We start from the raw sequence: 22249 nt of genomic DNA on the forward strand, positions 1-22249 counted from the left end.
GTTGCGATCCTCATTTCTTTTCCATGACGCATTGCAGCGGATGCTGGTGCTGTCGGGCGAAATCCATGACCTGGCTTACTTTCGTCTCTGCGACCTCATATGTAAACACCCCGCATTCGCCCACGCCGTGCTGATGCACAAGCAGCATGATGCGGGTTGCCGCTTCGCGATCCTTCTGGAAAAACCGCTCCAGAATATGGATGACAAACTCCATGGGAGTGTAGTCGTCATTCAGTAAAAGAACACGGTACAGATTCGGTCTTTTCGTCTTTGGCTTGACGCGGGTAATAACGGACGTTCCGCGGTTCGTACCGCCGTCTTCCCCGTCGCCCTCGCCCTGCATGTAGATCGGCTCAGCGATCATCTTTCATCATTCTCCAAACCGTTCTCAAACCGGCAGTCATCACCAGGAGGGAGAACTTCGCCTCTTCATATCTAGGTCGTTAAGACGCGATTTTAAGCCCCCTGTGAAACGGTGCAATCACTATTGCGTTTGCGAAGGGGAAACCTCGCGAAAAACAGGGGACTTGCGACCGCGCGCCGGCAAAGCGCGGTGACGACCGCCTTTGCCAACGCGGTTTCAGTCGCGACGGTAGCGCTTCCGGTGGATCGTGCGGCATCGCGGGCCGGCTTCCACCACCCACGCCATCCGCCATCATTCCTTGTTGTCGAGCATTTCGCGAACGGCGATCGCCAGCTGCTTCAGGGAGAAGGGTTTCGGCAGGAAGCCGAACTTGGCGTCCGCCGGCAGATTTTTCGCAAAGGCATCCTCGGCATAACCCGAAACAAAGATGAATTTCAGATCAGGATAGGATTTGCGCAGTTCCCTGAGGAGCGACGGACCGTCCATTTCCGGCATCACGACATCGGACACGACGATATCGACCTTGCCTTCCAGTTCTTCCATCACTTCCAGCGCCTCGACACCGGAACCCGCCTCGTGAACGGTATAACCTCGGGTTTCCAGCATGCGCTTGCCGCCGCGCCGCACCGCCTCCTCATCCTCCACCAGAAGGACGACGGCGGAATTGCCGGTCAGATCGAGCGGTTCTTCCTTCACCGGTTCGGGCAGAGCCACCGGGGCGAGTGCCGCTTCGCCGGGCAGCTGGCCCGGAACATGCACGATCTCCACCACATGACGCGGCAGGTAGATGCGGAACGCGGTTCCCTTGCCCACTTCCGATTCGGGATAGATGTAGCCGCCGGACTGCTTGACGATGCCATAAACCATCGACAGACCGAGACCGGTGCCCTTGCCGACGTCCTTGGTCGTGAAGAACGGCTCGAAGATCTTGTCCATGATCTCAGGCGGAATGCCGGTTCCGTTGTCGGCGACTTCGATCATGACCATGTCTTCCGCCGGGAATTCGGGTCGACCAAGCGCGGCGACTTCCTTCGCCTCGACGTTTCGCGTCCGGACGGTGATCTTGCCGCCTTCCGGCATGGCGTCACGCGCATTGACGCAAAGATTGATGAGCACCTGCTCGAATTGCGACAGGTCGGTCTTCACCGGCCAGAGATCGCGGCCGTAGTCCACTTCCAGCTTGACGTTGGTGCCGGAGATCAGGCGGTCGACCAGCATGCGCAGATCGCCGATGACGTCGGTCAGATTGAGGATCGCCGGGCGCATGGTCTGCTTGCGAGAGAAAGCGAGGAGCTGGCGCACCAGAACCGCGGCGCGGTTGGCGTTGCGCTTGATCTCCATCAGGTCGGCGAAGCTCGGATCCGCAGGCCGCGCCTGCAAAAGCAGATGGTCGGACGACAGCAGGATGGCGGTCAGCACGTTGTTGAAATCGTGGGCGATGCCGCCCGCCAGCGTGCCGACGGCGTTCATCTTCTGCGTCTGCGCCATCTGCGTTTCGAGCGCCTTTTGTTCCGTCACCTCGATGGCATAGACAATCGCCACCTCTTCCGGCGCCTCGTCGTCCTGATCGATGACGGCGTTGACGTAGAAACGGAAATGCCGGCCCTCGTCGCTCGGATGGCGGGAATCGAACGGCGCGATGTCGCCCTGCCGATCCTTCGCTTCAGCCAGCGCCTGCTCGAGCCTAGGTTTCTCATTGTCGTGGAGGACAGTTTCGAGAGCCACACCGCGATCGATATCGTCACGCCCGACAACGCCGGAGAACAGCTTGAGGAATGGCGCGTTGATGCGCAGGATGCGGCCGTCGCCGTCGAGCGAGGCAATCGCCATCGGCGTATTGTTGAAGAAACGGGTGAAGCGCATGGCGGAGGAGGATTCCGTATCCACCTGCCCCTTCGGGCGCATCAGAACGATCGTTCGGCTCTCACCCGGCGCGCCGTCCTTCAAGGTGACCTGATGCACGAGCCGGGCCGGCATGCTCTGGCCGTTCACCCGGCGCATGTCGAGATCGAGGATTTCGGTGCGCTTGGCCGCGCCCTGCGGATGGACGGACTCGATCAGCGCCATGCCCTCGCCGGCGATGATGTCGGAAACCGTCATCGAGCCGGGAGAAAACTGCGCGAGATCGATGCCGAGCCATTCGGACAGGGTAGCGTTCAGATAAACGATCTCGCCCTTGCGGCCGGCGGAAAAGAAACCGGCCGGCGCATGGTCGAGATAATCGATGGCGTTCTGCAATTCGCGGAAGAAGCGCTCCTGATCTTCGCGCTCAGGCGTGATGTCGGCGATCTGGAAGACGTGCAGCGCCTCGCCGCCCGCATCCTTCAGCACCCGCCCTTTGAGCCGGTACCAGTGCGGCCCGGCGTTCGTGACATCTCCCAGCGGCTTCAGCAGCCGGAATTCCTCGTAACCGTCGCGACCTTCCCGCAGAACATTGATGAGGCGATAAAGCGCCTCCGTCGATTCCCGGCTGCGCGACAACAATGTCTCGAGGCTCTGGATATCGCTCGCCTTCGTGGTGCCGCTCATGCGGCAATAGGTGGCGTTGGCGTAGATCATATGCCCCTTGGCATCGGTGATCAGCGTGCCTTCCGGGTGGGCCGACAGGAAACGGCGGGCAAGCCCGTCCGATTGCGACTGTGGCATGACCTCGATGAAACCGATGATCGACGACACCAGAAAAAAGATGCCCATCATCGCCAGCACGCCGAGAATGCCGAGCACGATTTCGTTTTCGAGCGAATCCTTGAAATAAACGAAGGCGGCAGCCGCCGCGATCAACACCAGCGCCAGAAGCAGAATCCGCAGGACCGTGCCGGAACGGGCACGCCTGTCCACCAGCGGAAGGTCGTTGTCGCTTGTCTCGCGCACCCGTGTCATCTTGGCCTCGCAGTCCCGCAGGTCATAATTCTGTCAGCCGCGTTTCCTCTACGGAATCAGGCAGCAGAATTTCTTGTAGCAACTCGCTTGAACATCAAAAAGCTCCGCTGGGACACAAAGGCTTAAAAACGCACAGAGAAACGGTCCCAAAGACACAATGCGCCGCCCTTTCGGGCTATGAGGGAACCGAAAGCGCGCCAACCGGTTTTGCGTTTCAATGGGATGAAGGTGGATAAACCTTGTATCGCGCCTAAAAAAATCGTCTTTTCCTGCTTTACGTTCACATTATAAGAACCACGGCAATATTAATTGCCCGAAAAAATCTGAAGGGATGATCTCCATGATGGAAGATTTTATCGGCACCTATGGAAACAATCTCATCGTCGCCGTTGTCGGCGTCGGCTTGGCCCTGCTCATTCTGGCGATCGCTCTCTGGATCCTGCGCAGGCGTGGCGGCGCGGCCCCCTTTATTCGCGGCGGCCGCAACCGGCAACCGCGCCTGCAGGTTCTTGACGCAACCGCCGTGGACGCCCGTCGCCGTCTGGTGCTGGTGCGTCGCGACAATGTCGAACATCTGGTCATGATCGGCGGTCCGACCGATATCGTCATCGAGAGCGGCATTGGCGCGATCCCGATCGTCAGGGAAATGCGCGAGCCGCAGGAGGCAGAACTGCGGGCGCTGCCACGTCAGGAAAGCGAAGCAAAAAGAGCCGATCCGCCGATCTCTCGGGAAAGTCGCGCCTTGTCGCAACAACCCGTTGCGGCGGCAATTCCGGCTTCCGTGCCGGAAGAGCCTGTAAAACAGCCACAGCGCCCGGAACCGCCCGCCCCCGCTGCACGCCCGACTCCAGCGCCTGCCGCGTCGCTGCCGCCACGCCCGTCAACACCGCCGCAACCCGTATCCACGCCCTTCGCCGCGCGCGAAACCGCTGCGCCAGCCAGACCAGCCGCACCGGAAAGGGAAATCGCTCGTCCCCTGCCATCGCCAGCACCGGCACCGGCATCCGTCGCTGCTGCCCCGGCGGCTACCGTTTTGCCGCTTGCCGCCGCATCGCTCGACATGCCCGCCGAAAGAGCGGAGCAGAGGCGTGCCGAGCCTTTCGCGCCAGTGCCGGCTGCACCGCCCGTTCCCGTGTCGGCAGCGGTGCCGGAAGAACGGCCCACGGCATCACAGATTTTTGCCGCGCGGGAACCGGTCGTCGACCAATCGGTTGCCGCAGATTTTCTGGACGCCGCGCGGGAACGGGTTCTGCCGGGCCTGAAACCGGGACAAAACACACCGCCTTCACCTTTTGCGCCGAAGGCCGAAAATCCGGCCGTCGCCTCCGCTGACGCGGAGCCGAAATTTTCCGATGACCTTGCCAGCGATTTCGAAAGCTTTCTCGAAGCGGAGATCGCCAAGAGCAAGGAGGCGGATAACGAACAGGCAATCGCCACTGCTGCGGAAAAACAGCCAAAAACCGAACCTGTCTCGCCGCCCGTGACCGGCGCTACGCCGGATGGCGATATGCAGAAGGAAATGGCGCGTATTTTCGGTGAGCTTTCCGTCACCCGAGACCGCTGACGGGTTCTCGCCTTTCGACACACAAATATTCAAGACAGAAAAAAGGGCACGGAAACAGTTCCGTGCCCTTTGTCATTTCCGTCCTGTTCGTTGGCCGGTTCGCCGCAGCGGCCCGAACAACGTCCCGCATTATTCGTCGCGGTAGACCTTTTCACGGCGCTCGTGACGTTCCTGCGCCTCGATGGACAGGGTCGCTATCGGGCGGGCGTCCAGACGCTTGAGGCCGATTGGCTCGCCGGTTTCCTCACAGTAACCGTAGGTGCCGTCATCGATCCGCTGAAGGGCGGCATCGATTTTGGAAATCAGCTTGCGCTGGCGGTCTCGGGCGCGAAGCTCGATCGCCCGGTCTGTTTCGGAAGAGGCCCGGTCTGCTAGGTCGGGATGATTGGCGCTTTCTTCGGCGAGATGTCCAAGGGTCTCACGCGCTTCTCTCAGGATGTCGTTTTTCCAGGCGACCAACTTCGCGCGGAAGTAGGCACGCTGGCTGGCATTCATGAACTCGTCGTCTTCCGAGAGTACATATTTGCTAAGATCGATCTTCTCACTCAACGCGATTCTCCTCGAAGAACATCTCAATGCGGCGGTGTATACTCCAATGATATAGGCCGGTTCAAGTCTACAGATCGGTTTTCGGGCATTTTTAAAACTGACACAAAAATCATCTAAATGACTAATTTTTATCCTTTATTGGCGTAGGCACGATCTCTTCTTCGATCACTTCAATGCGACTTGCCAACAGGAAAGAGGACTTGCGGTGCAGCGATCCTATCCTGTAGCATTCCAGGCGTGGCTTAAAACGTGTCGCGATCTTTCAGATTCGCGCCGCACGCTTTAAGCTTTTGTTTCGTCGCATGTCGTCGTCGCAAAACCGCTGCACACTTCGGCGCGACATGCTTTAGAGTTTCGAACGCCGGTCCGTGCCCTTGACAGATTCTCCCCCGAAGCGAGTTTATCTTCTGCGCCACGCCAAGGCCGCCTGGGCGGCGCCGGGAGAGCGCGATTTCGACCGAGGATTGAACGACGCTGGTTTTGCCGAGGCGGAGATCATCGCCGATCTTGCCGCCGACCGGCACTACCGCCCCGACATGCTTTTATCCTCCACGGCAGCACGCTGCCGGCAGACCACACAAGCCTGGCAACGAGCCTTCAACGAGGGCATCGACATCGCCTATGTCGACGAGATGTACAATGCGCGCAGCGAAACCTATCTCTCCCTCATCGACGCGCAAACGGATGTGGGGTCGGTAATGCTGGTCGGGCACAATCCCACCATGGAGGCGACGCTGGAGGCGATGATCGGCGAAGACCTGCTGCACGCCGCGCTGCCTTCCGGTTTTCCGACATCGGGGCTTGCCGTGCTTGACCGTGACGACAGCGCCGGCAATGGCAAGAATCGCTGGCGGCTCGTCGATTTCCTCTCACCCGGCAAGTAGCGATTGCTGCGAGCAACTGTCAGGCTGCTGGAAGCGATGTCGTTGAAAATCCGCCGCCGCGCTTCTTTTTTGGGCAGCTGCGCCGTCCTATATTGCAATCGTGATCGTGAAACACAGCCGGGAAATTGCCATTGCCGCCTTCTCTTACGTCCCTGACGGACAGTGCGCTCATCGCGTTCGATAATCTTGCCGACCGTGCGAGCAGTCTCACCCATCCGACATTGCGGCTTGGCGTCACCGGCCTTTCGCGGGCGGGCAAGACAGTTTTCATTTCCTCCCTCGTCCATAATCTCCTGAATGGCGGCCGCCTGCCGATGTTCGAGGCCATGCGGTCCGGGCGCGTCTCGAATGTGCGTCTGGAGCCGCAGCCGGACGACGCCATTCCCCGTTTCCAATATGAGGATCATATTCAGGCGCTGGTGCGCGACAGGCTCTGGCCGGATTCGACACGGGCGATCTCGGAACTCAGGATCACGCTCGATTACCAGAGCGCCAGCGGCTGGGGCCGGTGGTTTTCCGCAGGCAAGCTTTCCATCGACATCGTCGACTATCCCGGCGAATGGCTGCTCGACCTGCCGCTTCTGTCGCAGGACTACAAACAGTTCAGCGACAACACCGTCGCGCTGGCTGAAAACGGTATTCGCGCCGAGCTGGCGCGCGAATGGCTGGCCATCGCCGCCTCGCTCGATATCAACGCGCCCGCCGACGAAATGACGGCCCGCCGCCTCGCCGAAAGTTTTGCCGCCTACCTCAAGGCCTGCAAATCCGACGAGCGTTCCCTGTCCACGCTGCCGCCGGGCCGTCTGCTGATGCCGGGCGATCTGGAAGGATCACCGGCGCTGACCTTCGCACCCCTGCCCGGCCTGACAGATGAGAAAGCGCCGAAGGGATCGCTGCGCGCCATGATGGAGCGGCGCTACGACGCCTACAAGTCGATCGTGGTCAAACCCTTCTTCCGCGAGCATTTCGCCCGTCTCGACCGGCAGATCGTGCTGATCGACACGCTTCAGGCCGTCAATCGCGGCCCGGAGGCGGTGCAGGATCTGGAGCGGGCGCTGGGCGACGTTCTCGCCTGTTTCCGCCCCGGCACCAACAGCCTGCTGTCGTCGCTCATCGGCCGCCGCATCGACAAGGTGCTGATCGCCGCCACCAAGGCCGACCACCTGCACCACGAAAGCCATGACCGGCTGGAGCGGCTGACGCGCCGTCTGGTGGACCGCGCCATTACCACCATCGGCATGAATGGCGCGGGCATCGAGGTCATGGCGCTGGCTTCCGTGCGCGCCACACGGGAAGCGACCGTGCGGCAGGACGGTCACGACCTTCCGGTCATCGTTGGCACGCCGATGGCCGGTGAGACCATCAATGGCGAGACCTTCGACGGCAACCGCAAGACGGCGATCTTTCCAGGTGATCTGCCGGAAGATCCGGAGCCGCTTTTCCTCGGCATTGACAGGGATGGCGACAAGGCGACGCTGCCCGACGTCAATGTGGTGCGTTTCCGCCCGCCGGATATCGACGAGCCGGGCAGCGGCGGCATCCGTCTTTCCATTCCCCACATAAGGCTCGACCGCGCCATGCAGTTCCTGTTTGGAGACAAGCTCGCATGAAGGTTCCCACACCAAACGATCCGCAGACACGCCGACCAGCGGCTTTCACGCTCGAGACCGAAGAGACGGCACGGACCACCACCGCGCAGAAACGTGGGCCACGCAGCTTCGACGCCGAGATTTCGCTGACACCTGACGAGGAAGACCCATTTCTGGCACCGGAAGAGATCGATGCCGCCGCATTGCCGGTGGCGACGCCGAAAAAGGGCCGCTTCTCCTTCGGCAAGCTCGCGCTCGGGGCGATTGGCGTGCTGTTTTCGCTCGCCTTCGGTATTTGGGCGGATCAGCTCATCCGCAACCTCTTTTCCCGCTCCGACTGGCTGGGTTATACGGCGAGCATCGCCCTCGTCGTGGCGCTTTTTGCCGTCCTCGTTCTCGTCGGACGGGAAGTTTTCGGCATCATGCGGCTCAACGCCGTGCAATCCCTAAAGGCCGATGCGGAGACGGCGAGCCTCGACAAGAGCCCTAAACCCGCGCGCGCCATCATCACCCGCCTCACTGCGGTTTTGTCCCACCGCGCCGAAACCGCGAAGGGGCGCGCTGCGCTGAAGGAAACCGAAAACGACGTAATCGACGGCCCGCATCTGATCGAGCTTGCCGAACGGGAATTGCTGGTGCCGCTCGACCGGCAGGCCCGCGCCCTGATCCTCAACTCCTCCAAACGTGTCTCCGTTGTCACCGCCGTCAGCCCGCGCGCGGTGGTCGATCTCGCCTATGTCTTGTTCGAGGTGACGAGGCTGGTCAGGGCCATGGCGGAGCTTTATGGCGGCCGTCCCGGCACGCTTGGCATGCTGCGGCTGTTGCGGGACGTCGTCGCCCATCTCGCCGTCACGGGGTCGATCGCCGTCGGTGACGGGCTTGCCCAGCAGGTGCTCGGCCACGGGCTCGCCTCGAAACTCTCCGCGCGTCTGGGCGAAGGCGTCATCAATGGCCTGATGACAGCGCGAATCGGTATCGCGGCGATGGATCTGTGCCGTCCGCTGCCGTTCAAGGCGGTGAAGCGACCGGGGATCGGCGACTTCATGTCCGACCTGACGCCCGATCTGACCGGCGGGAAAACCGCTGGAAAGGCCTGATCCACCGGGCATATGCGGATCAAAAGGTTACGAACGAAGCCGCAAATTGGGGCGAAATAAACCAAGCATTAACCATTCCGCCGGTAGATTAGCACTTATCGAACAGGCTTCTTCGCCGGGGAAAGTATCATGTATTCGCGCTTCTTTTCGCTTGTGGGCGGACTTGCCGCCATATTGTCCGTCAGTGGCGGCTTCGGCATGTCTGACGTCCATGCCGCATCGCGCGATCGCGACGACGTGTTTTTCCGCTCCGTCGCCGGAAGCTGGAAAGGCCCGGGCGAAATCGTCGCCGGCAAATACAAGGGCACCAAATTCACCTGCGACCTGACGGGCGAGCCGCTTGCCGACAAGCAGACCGGCATCAAGCTTGCCGGCACCTGCCGCGTCGGCGTCTTCAGCCAGCCCATGTCCGCCGTCATCAGCCAGAAGGGCAGCAGCTACGAGGGCAAGTTCCTTGACGGCGCCGAAGGCAAGGGACTGGATATCATTTCCGGGCAGGTCAGCGGCGACAAGGTCGTTGTCGGCATCAATCGCTCCAAGCTCAACGGCGCCATGGTTGCCCGCGTCTCGAACGACAATTCGATGAATATTACCATTTCCGTCAAGGTCGCCGACCAGATGATCCCGGTGATCGGCATGACGCTGGCGCGTGACATCGACCAGATGGCCGTCGGTTCGATCAAGCCGTAAGAGCTACGGATTTTTTACCCATCACCGAGCGGGAGTGTCCACCACTCCCGTTTTTCGTTTGCGCTGACGATGCTGGTTTTATCCGTCTTCTGAAGCCACTCGCCTACGGACTTGCCCCTGATTTGAAGATCGGGCGCGATATCGGCAAGCGGCATCAGCACGAAAGCGCGCTCCGTCATGCGCGGATGTGGCACTTCGATGCTTTCCGTTACGAGAACATCATTACCATAGGTCAGCACGTCGATATCGATGGTGCGGGGTCCCCAGCGTTCCGTCCTCACCCGCTTCATGCCCTTTTCGATGTCGAGGCATAGTTGCAGCAGCGCGGGTGCTGCGAGTGAAGTTTCTACCAGCGCGCAGCAATTGAAGAAATCCGCCTGATCGGTCTTGCCCCAGGGCGGCGTGCGGTAAAGCCCGGAGACTGCCAGCACACGGCAATCCTCATGTGCATCCAGTTCGCGTAGGGCTCTGGCCATCGCGGCGGCCGGATCGCCGATATTGCCGCCCAGCCCCAATGCGGCGACTTTCATTCTGTCAGGCACGGTGTTCAACACTCACCTGCGCATAGTCGAGAATGCCGGGAACGGGTGCAGACGGCTTGCGCACCGTGATCCGCAGCCAGACGATTTGCGGATAGCGTGCACGCAGCGCCTTGGCGATGTCGTTCGCCAAAGATTCGATCAGGTAGCGGCGCTGACCGACGACGATCTTTTCGATGACGGCGAAAGCAACGCCATAATCGACGGTGTTTTCGATATCGTCGGTTTCCAGCGCATCACCCGCCTCGACCTCCATCTCGGCATCGACAAAAAATCGCTGGCCAAGCACCTCTTCCTGCTCGAGAAGGCCGTGACGGGCGAAAAAAGAACAGTTTTTCAGAATGATGGTATAGCGGCTCATCGCATCGCCTCCATGGCGGGGGTGTTTCGCCAAAACGCCGTGCCTTTTTCGGCGTGCGGCGTTCCGGCACTTGTTGATCTATGCATCGGGCCTTGCCGACGCTTTGGCAAGAACCGCATCGGCGATTGCCAGGGTATCGCGTGTCGCAGCGACATTATGGACGCGAAAAATCGCGGCACCCGCCAGCCTGAGGATCACTGTCGTCGCTGCTGTTCCGATATCGCGTTCCTCGGCCGCATCCCTGCCCGTCAGCGACCCGATGAAACGCTTGCGCGACGTACCGGCCAGAACCGGCAGGCCGAAAGCGGCAAGTTCGCCAAAGCGGGCCATCAGCTCGACATTTTCATGCTCGTCCTTGGCGAAACCGAAACCCGGATCGAGCACGATGCCGTCACGGGCAATGCCCGCATCCTCGGCGATATCGAGCGAGTGATTGAGGAATTCGAACTGGTCTTCGATGACATCGGCACGCTTTTGCCTGTCGCGACCGGTATGCATGATGCAGACGCCTGCGCGCGCAGCCGCGATCACGCCAGCCATCTCCCCATCCTTCTGCAGCCCGAAGACATCGTTGACGATGTGTGCGCCCGCCGCGATCGCCAGCCTCGCCGTCGATGCGCGGTAGGTATCGACGGAAATCAGAACGTCCGTCTCGCGGCGAAGCCTCTCGATGACCGGCAGTACCCGGTCCTGTTCCTCGCCCTCCGTCACCCCGGCCGCGCCGGGACGGGTGGATTCGCCGCCGATATCGATGATATCCGCGCCCTCCTCCACGCAGGTCAGCGCATGGGAAAAAGCCGCATCGACGGCGAGATAACGGCCGCCATCCGAAAAGGAATCGGGCGTCGCATTGACGATGGCCATAATACGGCCACGTCCATCAAGTTTCAGGGAGCGACCATGGGCCGCTTGCCACACATTGCTGCCGGCTGTTATCACGTAACACGCGCCTTTCGGGAATATACGGAGTGTTATGCCAATTCTTATAAGTTCCGCTCCGCCTATGCAGCAAACGTTTTTCAAGTTCAACCGGAAGGCCGGGTCATGACCATATCATCACGTGCTCTTTGCGCCATTTTCGCTGGCGCAGTGGCCCTTTCCATGCCCGGATCAGCTTTTTCCGAGACCATCGTGCGCAAGACCTATTCCTATTTTTCGATCAGCGGCAAAACCGCCGCCGACCTCGACAGGCAGCTTTCCAAGCACGGTCCGCTGACGCGCAACACCGGCGCGCGCCATCCAGGGGCCACCGAGATCAAATTCGGCGGCGAACTCACCTATGTCGAAAAAAACGGCCTGTGCAGCGTTGGAACCACCAAGGTGGTGCTGAACACCCGCATCCTCCTGCCGCAATGGAAAAACCGCCGCCGGACCACGGCGGAGCTGGCTTTCATCTGGGATACGCTGCTTGCCGATATCAAGCGCCACGAGGAACGGCACGCGGAAATTGCCCGCACCCATGCCCGCTCGCTCGAAAGGCAATTGACGGCGCTCCATCCGCAAAAAAACTGCGAAACGTTGCAGGAGATGGTCGGCAAGATCACCCAGACCGTCATGGATGAGCACGACAAGGATCAGTTGCGTTTCGATGTGGTGGAATCGAGAAATTTCGATGCGCGCATGACCCGGCTTTTGAAGAACCGGATCGAACAGGGCCAGCACCGGCGCTGAGCCGCATTTTTCCCGTAGACGCATTGCGCAACGCGAACATGACGTTACGGCATGTCCGATATCACCCGTGACTTCTCGCCATGGTGCCATCGACGAGACTCATTGTAGCTTGTTCGTACGGTTTGGAACGGTGGCGGCCCGCAGCGGGTCCGGCGTTCGAAACCGCCTCCGGTTCTCCCGGTGCGCACTTGAGGGCTCGCAGGTGTTTCCTCCCTCGCCTGCATGCTGCGTACCCGCCTCGCCCCGCTCCCCGCTAACAGGTGAGCGGGGCTTTTTCTGTGGCGTGCAATGCGGAGTGTTATCAGCCCTGGCGTTCGGGAACGTGAACGACAAGACCGTCAAGCTCGTCCTTCATCTTGATCTGACAGGAAAGACGCGAGGTGGGACGCACTTCGAAGGCGAAATCCAGCATGTCCTCTTCCATCGGTTCGGGTCCACCGACACGTTCAGACCATGCGTCGTCCACATAGACATGACAGGTCGCACAGGCGCAGGCGCCGCCGCATTCCGCATCGATGCCGGGAATGGAGTTGCGCACGGCGTTCTCCATGACGGTGGAACCGTTGCTCACATCGAGTTCGTGGGGCGTGCCGTCAAAGGCAACGATGGTCAGTTTTGTCATGCCGGAATCCAAAATAGTGATCTGAGAACTGTTCTAAACACATAGAAAGGCCGGTTCGGCTTGGCAACCCGCTTCAGGGGCGCCAGGCGCAACCGGCCCCGCAAAATGATAAATTTGATGGGATCTGTCTTAGCGGCAGAGCTTGAGGATGAAGTTTTCCGCTTCGACAATGGCCGCAGCGAGCCTGGCGATGGCCGCGCTGTCGTTGCCCTTGTCCTCTACCGTTGCCGCAGCCTTCGACACGGCAGACGCGCCGATGGCTTGCGCTGCGCCCTTCAGACGGTGGGCGGTTGCCCTCACGGTCTTGTCGTCAGCATCGGCCATTTCATGCAGGGCAGCACGGGCGTTACGACTGAAGAGTTGCAGAACCTCGATTTCCAGTTCCTTGTCGCCCATCGTCTGCCGAGCGAGATGATCGAAATCGATAGGCCTTGTACCGGCGGCCGGCGCACCACCACAATTATCCGGAGCCTCGAAAGCAATACTGACCGCTGCCATTTCTGAAATTCCTTTGTCTCGCCGTTTCCTGTTTCGTGTCACATCTGTGTCGTATTTACGCATTGAAGACGGTGCTATCGGCTTAAATTACGGCGTGACGCGGGCGAAAATCTTCTGCTATGGTTAATTTATGTTAAACTTATGCGAAACAAGGCGTTCAGCGCGAAACTAAGGTTTAAAAACTGTTAAAAAGCCGACACTTCGCTACCGTCGCAAACCCGCATTAATTGTTTCGAACACCTAAATGTGTCACTACGGTACTGCCGCCCCGATAAGGCTTAAGCTCAAGCTTTGTTATTGCGGCACAGTGATGTAATTTCGCCCGAAAGCTGGATCACCAGCATTCGGGATTTGGTAAATGGCGGAATTGTTCTCCTTCACGGGAATAATTTTCCGCCGGCATGATGGCGGCAGTCCGCTTGCGCGTCGCAAGTGGTCGAACGGCATGAAGCCGGGCGTATGTGTAACGAGGCGTAACCGCATGGCGAATAACAAGATCAGCGACTCTGTCGACGAGACCGCATTTCAGGCGTTGGAAGACGCCTTGCAGCTCGGCGCTTTCGAAGACAAGCCGGAATCGCGGAAAACCACAGCGCCAAAGCCGCCGGAGGCCAGATTGAAGGAAGTCAGACAGACCCCTGCTCCCGAGGCCGCGCGTGCGCCTGCCGAACAGGCACCCAAATCGCCCAATCTCGAGGCGGCCAATGACGGCTCCAAGCGCAGCCCGGCCATGATCCTGAAATCGCTCGAAGGCAGCTCCATCGCCGGCGCACTCAGAAACGCGACGATCATGTCGGTGATCTGGGCGTTTGGCGGTCTTGGCGTCGCGCACCTTATCTATGGCAACGCCCTGTGGAACATCGGCTCGCTTGCCGACCTCACCGCAATCCCCGGCCTGATGGCGATCGTCGTCGGCATCGTCGTTCCGGTCATGCTGTTCTTCGCCTTCGCGATTATGATGGCGCGTGCCCGTGACCTACGCAACGCCGCCCGGTCCATGGCCGAAGTCGCCCTTCGTCTTGCAGAACCAGAAACTATCGCGTCCGACCGGATCATGTCCGTCGGCCAGGCGGTTCGCCGCGAAGTTTCGGCCATGAACGACGGCATCGAGCGTACCATCGCGCGAGCGACGGAACTCGAAACCCTCGTCCATTCGGAAGTCAACGCGCTTGAGCGCAGCTATGCCGACAACGAAACGCGCGTACGCAGCCTCGTGCAGGAACTGTCCGCCGAGCGCGACGCCATCGTCAACCACGCGGAGCGCATCCGCTCCTCGATCGTCGGCGCACAGGAACAGATCAAGGAAGAGCTTTCCATCGTCGGCGAAGAGCTGTCGATGCGGCTTGCCACCTCCGGCGAGGCTTTCGCCTCGATGATCGACACGCGCTCGGCCGCATTGCTGGAAAAATCGCGCGCTTCGACCGAAGCCATGGGCAGCCTGATCGCGGCCAAGACCGAAAACCTGCTTCAGGCACTGAATTCCTCCGGCTCGACCCTGTCGAGCGAATTCGACATGCGCCTGCACAATCTCACCTCGACGCTGGACGAGCGCGGCGAAGTGCTGCTCGAGCGGTTTGCCATCCATGCCTCGACGCTGGACAGCGGCGCGGAGAGCCTGAACAGCGCGCTGGAGGAACGTACCCGCCAGCTCAACGAAACGCTGTCCACGCGCACGCTTGAACTCAACCGCAATATAGATCGCGGCCAGCAGATCATCGGCGGCTCGCTCGATACCGTGCTCGACAAGCTTTCGACGACGCTCGAGGAAAAAGGCCTCTCCTTCCGCCAGAGCCTGCAAAGCACGGCGGACGATGCGATCATGGATCTCGATCTTCGCTCCGGCCTCTACGAGGAACGGTTGCAGGCGACGGTCGGCCAGGTCAACTCCGCTTTCGACGAACAGGTGGCGGAATTCGCCAGCGCCTTCGACCAGCGCGCAGGCAGCCTCGACAGCAAGCTGATGGAAAGCCTCGCCCGGATCAACGAAACCGTTGCCGGCGGCTCCGAAGCCCTCGACACCCTGATGGCCAGCGGTCTGGAGCGGATCGGCACCACGATGACCGACCAGTCGCTTGCGCTCGCAACCGCGCTGGGCACCGGCCAGGAAATGCTCGAAAGCGCGCTTGATACACGCACCCGTGCGTTCAGCGATGCGATCGGCCAGCGTACCGCTGAAATCACCGATGCCTTCGCCAGTTCGCATGAGAAGATCGACGGTGTGCTGGCGGAACGCAGCAATGCCCTGTTCGGCGCGCTTTCGGCCAGCCAGGACCGCTTCGACGAAGCGCTCGCCAGCCGTTCGCTGGCCATTACCGGCTCGGTATCGGGTACGGCGGAACGCCTTGCCGCGATGCTCGACGAACGCGCAGCCGCGATCAACAGCGTCGTCGCCGATGTCGAGCGCCGCCTGTCGGAAACGCTCGAAACCAGGGCCGCCGCCATCACCGGCGCCGTCTCCGGCATCGAGGACCGCATCTCCGATACGCTGGAAAGCCGCACGGCCGCCCTGCACGACGTTGTGTCCGGTGCCGAAAACCGTATCGCCGAAACGCTGGATGGCCGCACGGCCGCTCTTTCCAGCGCGATTTCCGGTGTCGAGGAACGCATCGCCGACACGATGGACAGCCGCACCCTGTCGCTCGACATGACCTTCGCGAATGTCGAGGAAAGACTGTCCGAGACGCTCGACAACCGCACCTCCGCCCTTACCGGCATCGTCGCAAGCGCCGAAGAGAAGATCGCCGGCGCGCTCGACAGCCGCACGGCCACCTTCGGCGATGTGGTCGCCGTTGCCGAAACCCGTATCGCGGAAACGCTTGATGGCCGCACCGCAGCACTCAACGCCGTCGTCTCGGGTGCTGAAGAACGCATCGCAGATGCCTTGGACAGCCGCACCATGGCGCTCGACATGGCGTTTTCCGGTGCCGAGGAAAAAATCACCGAAGCGCTCGACACGCGCACCGCAGCCCTTGGCGAGCTGGTGGCCGGCGCCGAGACCCGTATTGCCGGCGCGCTCGACAGCCGCACGGACTCCCTCAGGAACGTCGTTTCCGGCGCGGAAGAGCGGATCACGGATGTGCTCGACAGCCGCACCCTGGCGCTCGATATGAGCTTCTCCGGCGTTGAGGAAAAGATCGCCGACATTCTCGACGGTCGCACCGCCGCCCTTCATACGGCCGTTTCCGGAGTTGAAGACCGCATTGCCGATGCACTCGACAGCCGCACCGCTGCCCTTTCCGGCATCGTCTCCGGTGCGGAAGAACGCATTGCCGATGCACTCGACAGCCGCACCATGGCGCTCGACATGACTATTTCGGGCGTTGAGGAACGGATCGCCGAGGCTATGGACGCCAGAACCGCGTCGCTTTCGCTTGCGGCGGCCGGCGTCGGCCAGCGCCTGGAATCAACCGCTTTCACGCTTGAAAATGCACTTGCCAGCGGCCACGAGCGGCTGGAAACCATGCTCGGCTCGCAGGCTGAGCGGATCGCCGGCTCGCTTGAACGCAATAGCGGCCTGATAGAGCAGAGCGTCTCGGGCGCGGCCAACCGCATCGAAAGCGTCGTGGAAGACGGCAGCAGCCGCTTTGCGCAGACGGTGGAAGAAGGCGTTTCCCGTCTCGAAAGCAATCTCTCGCAATCGCATGAGGATATCCGCACCGCGCTCGATCAGCGCCAGGCGGATCTCGCAGCAACCCTGAGTTCGGCCACGACCCAGATGGGCGACATGCTCTCCGAACAGGCGATGATGATCGGCACCACCGTCGCATCCAGCGCCAGCATGCTCGAACTCTCGCTCGAAACCCAGCAGGAAACGTTGCAGAAGGCGATTGACGGCAGCGCGGCGACGCTGGAAGAGCGTCTTCGCAGCAGCGCCGGCGATATCGCCGTCAAAATCGGTGAAGCCGCCCGCGAAATCGGCGGTGCGACCGATGCGCTCTCCTCGCGGATCGAAACCTCTATCGGAAGCGTCACGGGCAGGCTCGACGAGACCGGCGCGCGCATCGAGACGTCGCTCGGTACGCTGCAAGAGCGCGTGTCGAGCGATCTCGGCAACGTCAATACCTCGATCGAGGATGCCGGCCGTCGCTTTGCCGATGCGCTGGAAGACAAGACGGCCGCCTTTGCCCGCACCAGCGACGATGCGGCTCAGCGCATCACCGGTATTCTGGACGAGCAGGCAACCCGCGTTGCCGACACGTTCGAAAGCCGTACCGGCCGTCTGGCGGAAACCTTCGATGCCGGCGCGGCCCGCATCGACGAACGCCTCGGCACCATGGACCGCGCGCTGACGATCGGCCTCGAAAACGTCAACCGCACCATCGAAGGCAAGGCAAGCGACCTCGTGGTCGGCCTGCGCGGCGCGGTCACCTCCGCCACCCAGAGCATCGACGAGGAAGCAGCTCGCTCCACCGCCCTGCTGGCGAAAACCGGGTCGGAATTCGCCGAACAGGTGCAGGCAAAGAACGAGGCATTCACCAAGGCCATCGAGGAACGTTCCGGCGAGATCGTCAACCGCATCTCGGATGCGCAGACACGTCTTTCCGGCCAGGCGGCCGCTGTCGCCCAGACCTTCTCCGAGGCGGGCAACATCATCGTCAACAAGGTCGCGGAAGCCGAAGCCGTCGTGCGTTCGCAGGTCGGCGTCATTTCCGAGACCCTGTCCGGTGTGGAATCCGCCCTCGATGCGCGTGGCGAATCCATTCGCTCGGCGCTGGACAACCGCACCCGCGAACTCAACTCGATGCTGGCCAGCCGTTCCGCTGAACTGTCGCGTCTGATCGAGGAGAAGGCGAAGCCGGTGGTCGACGAATACGCCATCATCGGCCGTGAAGCCGCCGAAAAGATCGTCTCCGCCGCCCAGCAGAGCGCCGAACTTCTGTCGCAGAGCAACAGCGGCATGGTCGGCATGGTGGAGCAGGCGATCAGCGACTACGCCACCGCCGGAACGGATGCGGCAAGCAAGCTTGTCGCGGCAACCCGCCAGAGCACGGACATGCTGTCTCAGACGCACACTGCGATGGCGGATGCCGTCGAAGAGGGTATCGACAAATACGCCCGTGCCGGCAGCGATGTGGCAAACAAGCTCGTCGCCGCCACCCGCCAGAGCACGGATATGCTGTCGCAGACCCATAACAGCATGGCCGAAATCGTCGAGCGGTCGGCAACCAACTTCAACTCCGCCGTCGAGCGCGCCGCACAGGAATTCGGCACGGCCGACGAGGCGCTGAACGTGTCTGCGACCCGCTTCTCCGAATCCGCCTCGCAGGCCGCCGACATGGTGTCCAGCTCCAGCCGTCTGCTCGAAGGAAAGATCGACCGTCTGTCGAATATTTCCGGCCAGACACTGGCGCAGGTTGCCGGCATCGTCGGACGCTTCGAGGAGCATTCCAAGGTGCTGAGCCAGGCGTCCGAATTGCTCAATGCGGCGCAGTCGAGCCTCGTCGGCACGCTGGAGGAACGTCAGGACGCGCTTCGCAGCCTGTCCGTCGGCCTCGTCAAGCGCTCCGAGGAAATCGAAACCGCCATGCGCGGCGTCGTCAGTGTTGTGGAAACCACGCTCAACGATGCCGAGGAGCGGTCGCAGAACGTCGCGGGCAATCTGCGCGACAATCTGCAGGCCTCCTTCACCGATATCGGCCGCTCGCTCGATGAAACCGAACAGCGCGCCCGCTCGGCGGCGCAGACCATGCGGGGCGCCCTGCTCTCCGCCGGTCAGGATGCCAGCCGCTCGATTGAAAGCACGCTTTCCGACGCGCAGAAATATTCCGACGAGCTGGTCAGCCGCCTGCGCGGCGGCGTCGAATCCTCGCTCTCGGAAGTCGACAACCTTCTTGGCAGCGCATCGGAAAAATCCAATGCCGCCGCAGCCAACCTCAAGGAAACGCTGCGTCAGGCCGTCGAGGACGCCGTCAGCCGCTTTGCCGGCGCGACGGACGAGATCCGCCGCTCCAGCCACGATATCCGCCGCGAGCTGGATGCGACCCGCGCGGAGCTGAAGCGCGGCGCGTTCGACCTGCCGGAAGAGGCCAAGGAAAGCGCTGCCGCCATGCGCCGCGCCGTTTCCGAGCAGATCAAGGCCTTGCAGGATATTTCCCAGCTTGTCGGTCGTTCATCGCATCAGATGGAAGTCTCCGCGCCTGTCGCCCGCGCCATCGCCGCGACCCAGCCAGCGGCAGAGCGTCGCGTCGAGACGCGTCCGCAGCCGGCAGCAGCCGCTCCGGTACCACCGCGCCCGGCACAGCCTGCCTCCGCACCTGCACCTGCCTTGCGCGGCACCCTGCCGCTTGAGAACCGCCAGGTCGAAAACCGTCAGGCGTCCGCCCCGCCCCAGACGGCCGCGGCCCCCGCCGGACGTCGTGAAGAAGGCGGCGGCTGGATCAGCGATCTTCTGCGCGGTGCCTCGCAGGAAACGACTGCCGCTTCCGCACCCCGCACCGGCACTGAGCAACAGCCGACCCGCGCGGCCGACACACGCAATCCGCGTCACATGGTGGAATCGCTGAACTCGCTCTCCGTCGACATCGCCCGCGCCATCGACCACGATGCGTCGGTGGAACTGTGGCGCCGCTACCAGCGCGGCGAGCGCGACGTCTTCACCCGCCGCCTCTACACCCTGAAGGGCCAGACGACGTTTGACGAGATCAAGCGCAAATATGAGCGGGAAGCCGAATTCCGCACCGCCGTAGACCGCTACATCACCGATTTCGAAAAGCTGCTCGCCGATGTGGCGCGCACGGACCGCGACCGGACCGTCACGCAGTCTTACCTCACCTCCGATACCGGCAAGGTCTATACGATGCTTGCCCATGCGGCGGGTCGGTTCAACTGAACTTCGGTCTGAGTAGAAACAATAAAACCCCGGTCATGACCGGGGTTTTTCATTTTGTCTGACAGGCGTTTTTCCGACAGCAGTTCAACCGCTTATAATGAAATCAAATCTCGAACGTACCCGTTGCCACGCGGACCGCGTGGCCGCCGATGCGGGCGCGGGCGATTTCGTTGTCCTTGATGTCCATGCGCAGGTGGATGTGGGAAGGCCGTTCCATCTCTACGCCCTGCTCTATCAAGAGCGGATAGTGGCCGTCGGTCAGGCCGTCGAAATGGTGGATGGCGCCGGAAAGGGCGGCGACGGCGGCTCCGGTGGCGGGGTCTTCCGAAATCCCCATTTCCGGGGAGAACATCCGGGCGTGGAACTTTGCCGCGTGATTGACGCCGCCGCGACAATAGATATAGGCCGCCGTCAGGCGTCCCTCGACCAACGGTGCGGTGCGCAGCCACAGACCGGCGTCGAAATCCATATCGCTGATAGCGGTGATGTTGTGCAGCGGCACGAGCAGAAACGGCACGCCTGCCGTCCAGATCGACGGTACGTGATTTTCAAAGCCGAGATGGCCTTCGCTGACGCCCAGCGCATCGGCAAGTGCCGTATGATCGAGCGGCAGGGTGACGCGGGACGATTTACGCGGCAGGTCGAATTCGGCGAAGCTGACCGCGCCAGTCCGCATCCTGACCGCGCAGCGCACCGGCCCCACCTTCTCCTCCAGCACGCAGACCATGTCGATATCGCCGTCGCTGTCCTTGCGATTGCGCTCCGCAATCGCAATCGCTGCGCCAACGGTCGGGTGGCCCGCGAAAGGCAGTTCGCTGGATGGCGTGAAGATGCGGAGCGAAGCCGCATGGGCAGGGTTGCCGGAGCGGTTGACGAAAACGGTCTCGGAGAGGTTCATTTCCCTGGCGATCGCCTGCATCGTCTCCTGGTCGAGACCGTCCGCATCATACATGACAGCGAGCGGATTTCCCGCCAATTTGGTCTCGGTAAAGACATCGTAGATATTGTAATTCAGCACCACGCCCGTCTCCTGCCATTCGTCATTCCGCCTGGTTCGGGCAAATTGCCTTACGCCGCCGCGCATCGCAACCCTTGTCGGAGGCCGGAAATCAAGAAGCTGTGGACCGCACTGGGGCAAACGCATCGGAAGGGAACGCCTGCCCGCCCGAAAGGCCTTGTCGCGAACCGCCGTCTTCATGTACCAAGGATGCATCTTGTGGCTTGCGATCGACCGTTTTCATCGACGATTGAAGATTGTGAGCCACTTCAACAGGTTACAGCATCCTTCGCAGGCCGCTTCCGGTTTGCGTCGTTGCCGAGGGAAGCGGATGTCGCATTCTAACTGTTCACTGTCCTTCGTCGCCTCCACAACTGACGAGGCGCAGAGGGCGCTGGAAGAGCTGAAAGGCGCTTACGGCAACACACCCTTCCACGAAGCGGATGTGATCGTGGCGCTCGGCGGCGACGGCTTCATGCTGCAAATTCTCAACGAGACGATGAATTCCGGCAAGCGGGTCTATGGCATGAACCGGGGATCGGTCGGTTTCCTGATGAACGACTACCGGGTGGACGGCCTGATCGAGCGCATTGCCGTGGCGACCGGAAATGATTTTCATCCCCTGCGCATGACGACGACGGATTCCGACGGCGACGAGTTTACGGCGCTCGCCATGAACGAGGTCAGCCTGTTCCGGCAATCGCATCAGGCGGCCAAGCTTCGCGTCGAAGTGGACGGCAAGGTGCGGCTGGAAGAGCTGATCTGCGATGGCATGATGGTGGCGACACCGGCGGGGTCGACAGCCTATAATTTCTCGGCCCATGGACCGATCCTTCCGCTGGAATCGCCGCTTCTGGCGCTCACCCCCGTCAGCGCCTTCCGGCCGCGCCGCTGGCGCGGTGCGCTCTTGCCGAACAAGGTGACGGTGGACATTCACGTTCTGGAGCGGGATAAACGCCCGGTAAACGCGGTGGCCGACCATACGGAGGTGAAATCCGTGCGGCATGTGCGGATTGCGCAATCACAGGACAGGACGGCCAGAATTCTCTCGGATCCGGACCGCTCGTGGTCGGACCGGGTTCTCGCCGAACAATTCAACAATTGACGCCAACCGC

The 22249-nt window shown here is 61.4% G+C and carries 17 protein-coding genes; 8 read left to right on the forward strand and 9 right to left on the reverse strand.

Going from position 1 to position 22249, the window contains the following annotated elements:
- Nucleotides 1-10: 10 nt before the first annotated feature.
- Together clpS and cckA are read right to left on the reverse strand one after the other, a co-directional pair.
- On the reverse strand, nt 11-364 hold the full coding sequence (clpS, locus tag RS75_RS06705) for an ATP-dependent Clp protease adapter ClpS (RefSeq protein WP_045018562.1): 354 nt from the start codon (nt 362-364) through the stop codon (nt 11-13).
- Between the two features lie 291 nt (nt 365-655).
- Entirely contained in the window at nt 656-3244 is a 2589-nt protein-coding gene (gene cckA, locus RS75_RS06710) for a cell cycle histidine kinase CckA (RefSeq protein ID WP_045018565.1), read from the reverse strand.
- 331 nt (nt 3245-3575) lie between these two features.
- Here cckA and RS75_RS06715 point away from each other — a divergent pair, with 331 nt between their 5' ends.
- Nucleotides 3576-4808 (forward strand): flagellar biosynthetic protein FliO, encoded by a 1233-nt coding sequence (locus RS75_RS06715; RefSeq protein WP_045018567.1) that lies wholly within the window; start codon nt 3576-3578, stop codon nt 4806-4808.
- Between the two features lie 129 nt (nt 4809-4937).
- Here RS75_RS06715 and dksA read toward each other — a convergent pair whose 3' ends face one another.
- Entirely contained in the window at nt 4938-5357 is a 420-nt protein-coding gene (dksA, locus tag RS75_RS06720; protein WP_045018569.1) for an RNA polymerase-binding protein DksA, read from the reverse strand.
- Nucleotides 5358-5764: 407 nt separating this feature from the next.
- Here dksA and RS75_RS06725 point away from each other — a divergent pair, with 407 nt between their 5' ends.
- The 4 genes from RS75_RS06725 to RS75_RS06740 all read left to right on the forward strand — a co-directional run bounded on the left by RS75_RS06725 (nt 5765) and on the right by RS75_RS06740 (nt 9617).
- Nucleotides 5765-6241: a SixA phosphatase family protein gene (locus RS75_RS06725; RefSeq protein ID WP_045018805.1), complete on the forward strand. Its 477-nt coding sequence runs from the start codon at nt 5765-5767 to the stop codon at nt 6239-6241.
- Nucleotides 6242-6372: 131 nt separating this feature from the next.
- On the forward strand, nt 6373-7851 hold the full coding sequence (locus RS75_RS06730; protein WP_045018571.1) for a YcjX family GTP-binding protein: 1479 nt from the start codon (nt 6373-6375) through the stop codon (nt 7849-7851).
- Nucleotides 7848-8927 (forward strand): YcjF family protein, encoded by a 1080-nt coding sequence (locus RS75_RS06735; protein ID WP_045018573.1) that lies wholly within the window; start codon nt 7848-7850, stop codon nt 8925-8927. The genes RS75_RS06730 and RS75_RS06735 overlap by 4 nt, the downstream gene beginning before the upstream one ends.
- A 129-nt stretch (nt 8928-9056) precedes the next feature.
- On the forward strand, nt 9057-9617 hold the full coding sequence (locus tag RS75_RS06740; RefSeq protein WP_045018575.1) for a hypothetical protein: 561 nt from the start codon (nt 9057-9059) through the stop codon (nt 9615-9617).
- A 14-nt stretch (nt 9618-9631) separates the two neighbouring features.
- On the opposite strand, the gene folK is transcribed toward RS75_RS06740, so the two are convergent.
- From folK to folP, 3 genes are all read right to left on the reverse strand, one after another.
- Nucleotides 9632-10147, reverse strand: coding sequence for a 2-amino-4-hydroxy-6-hydroxymethyldihydropteridine diphosphokinase (gene folK, locus RS75_RS06745; RefSeq protein WP_200893618.1), 516 nt, complete (start codon nt 10145-10147; stop codon nt 9632-9634).
- 4 nt (nt 10148-10151) lie between these two features.
- On the reverse strand, nt 10152-10517 hold the full coding sequence (gene folB / locus RS75_RS06750) for a dihydroneopterin aldolase (RefSeq protein WP_045018578.1): 366 nt from the start codon (nt 10515-10517) through the stop codon (nt 10152-10154).
- Nucleotides 10518-10595: 78 nt separating this feature from the next.
- Nucleotides 10596-11456 (reverse strand): dihydropteroate synthase, encoded by an 861-nt coding sequence (gene folP, locus RS75_RS06755; protein WP_045018580.1) that lies wholly within the window; start codon nt 11454-11456, stop codon nt 10596-10598.
- Between the two features lie 105 nt (nt 11457-11561).
- Between folP and RS75_RS06760 the strand changes: the two genes are divergently transcribed.
- The gene (locus tag RS75_RS06760; RefSeq protein WP_045018582.1) at nt 11562-12188 is read left to right on the forward strand and encodes a DUF922 domain-containing Zn-dependent protease; all 627 of its coding nucleotides are present in this window, start codon (nt 11562-11564) and stop codon (nt 12186-12188) included.
- A 301-nt stretch (nt 12189-12489) separates the two neighbouring features.
- Here the strand turns inward: RS75_RS06760 and RS75_RS06765 are convergent, their stop codons facing one another.
- Both RS75_RS06765 and RS75_RS06770 read right to left on the reverse strand, forming a co-directional pair.
- Complete coding sequence (locus RS75_RS06765; protein WP_045018808.1) at nt 12490-12810, reverse strand: 2Fe-2S iron-sulfur cluster-binding protein; 321 nt, start codon at nt 12808-12810, stop codon at nt 12490-12492.
- 129 nt (nt 12811-12939) lie between these two features.
- The gene (locus RS75_RS06770; protein WP_045018584.1) at nt 12940-13308 is read right to left on the reverse strand and encodes an Hpt domain-containing protein; all 369 of its coding nucleotides are present in this window, start codon (nt 13306-13308) and stop codon (nt 12940-12942) included.
- A 481-nt stretch (nt 13309-13789) separates the two neighbouring features.
- On the opposite strand from RS75_RS06770, the gene RS75_RS06775 reads away from it, so the two are divergent.
- The gene (locus RS75_RS06775; RefSeq protein ID WP_045018810.1) at nt 13790-20137 is read left to right on the forward strand and encodes an apolipoprotein A-IV repeat region-like domain-containing protein; all 6348 of its coding nucleotides are present in this window, start codon (nt 13790-13792) and stop codon (nt 20135-20137) included.
- Nucleotides 20138-20240: 103 nt separating this feature from the next.
- Here the strand turns inward: RS75_RS06775 and RS75_RS06780 are convergent, their stop codons facing one another.
- Nucleotides 20241-21158 (reverse strand): PhzF family phenazine biosynthesis protein, encoded by a 918-nt coding sequence (locus tag RS75_RS06780; protein WP_045018812.1) that lies wholly within the window; start codon nt 21156-21158, stop codon nt 20241-20243.
- A gap of 307 nt (nt 21159-21465) precedes the next feature.
- Between RS75_RS06780 and RS75_RS06785 the strand changes: the two genes are divergently transcribed.
- Complete coding sequence (locus RS75_RS06785) at nt 21466-22239, forward strand: NAD kinase (RefSeq protein WP_045018586.1); 774 nt, start codon at nt 21466-21468, stop codon at nt 22237-22239.
- Nucleotides 22240-22249: the final 10 nt, after the last annotated feature.

This window comes from Rhizobium nepotum 39/7, from assembly GCF_000949865.1.
Classification (GTDB): domain Bacteria; phylum Pseudomonadota; class Alphaproteobacteria; order Rhizobiales; family Rhizobiaceae; genus Agrobacterium; species Agrobacterium nepotum.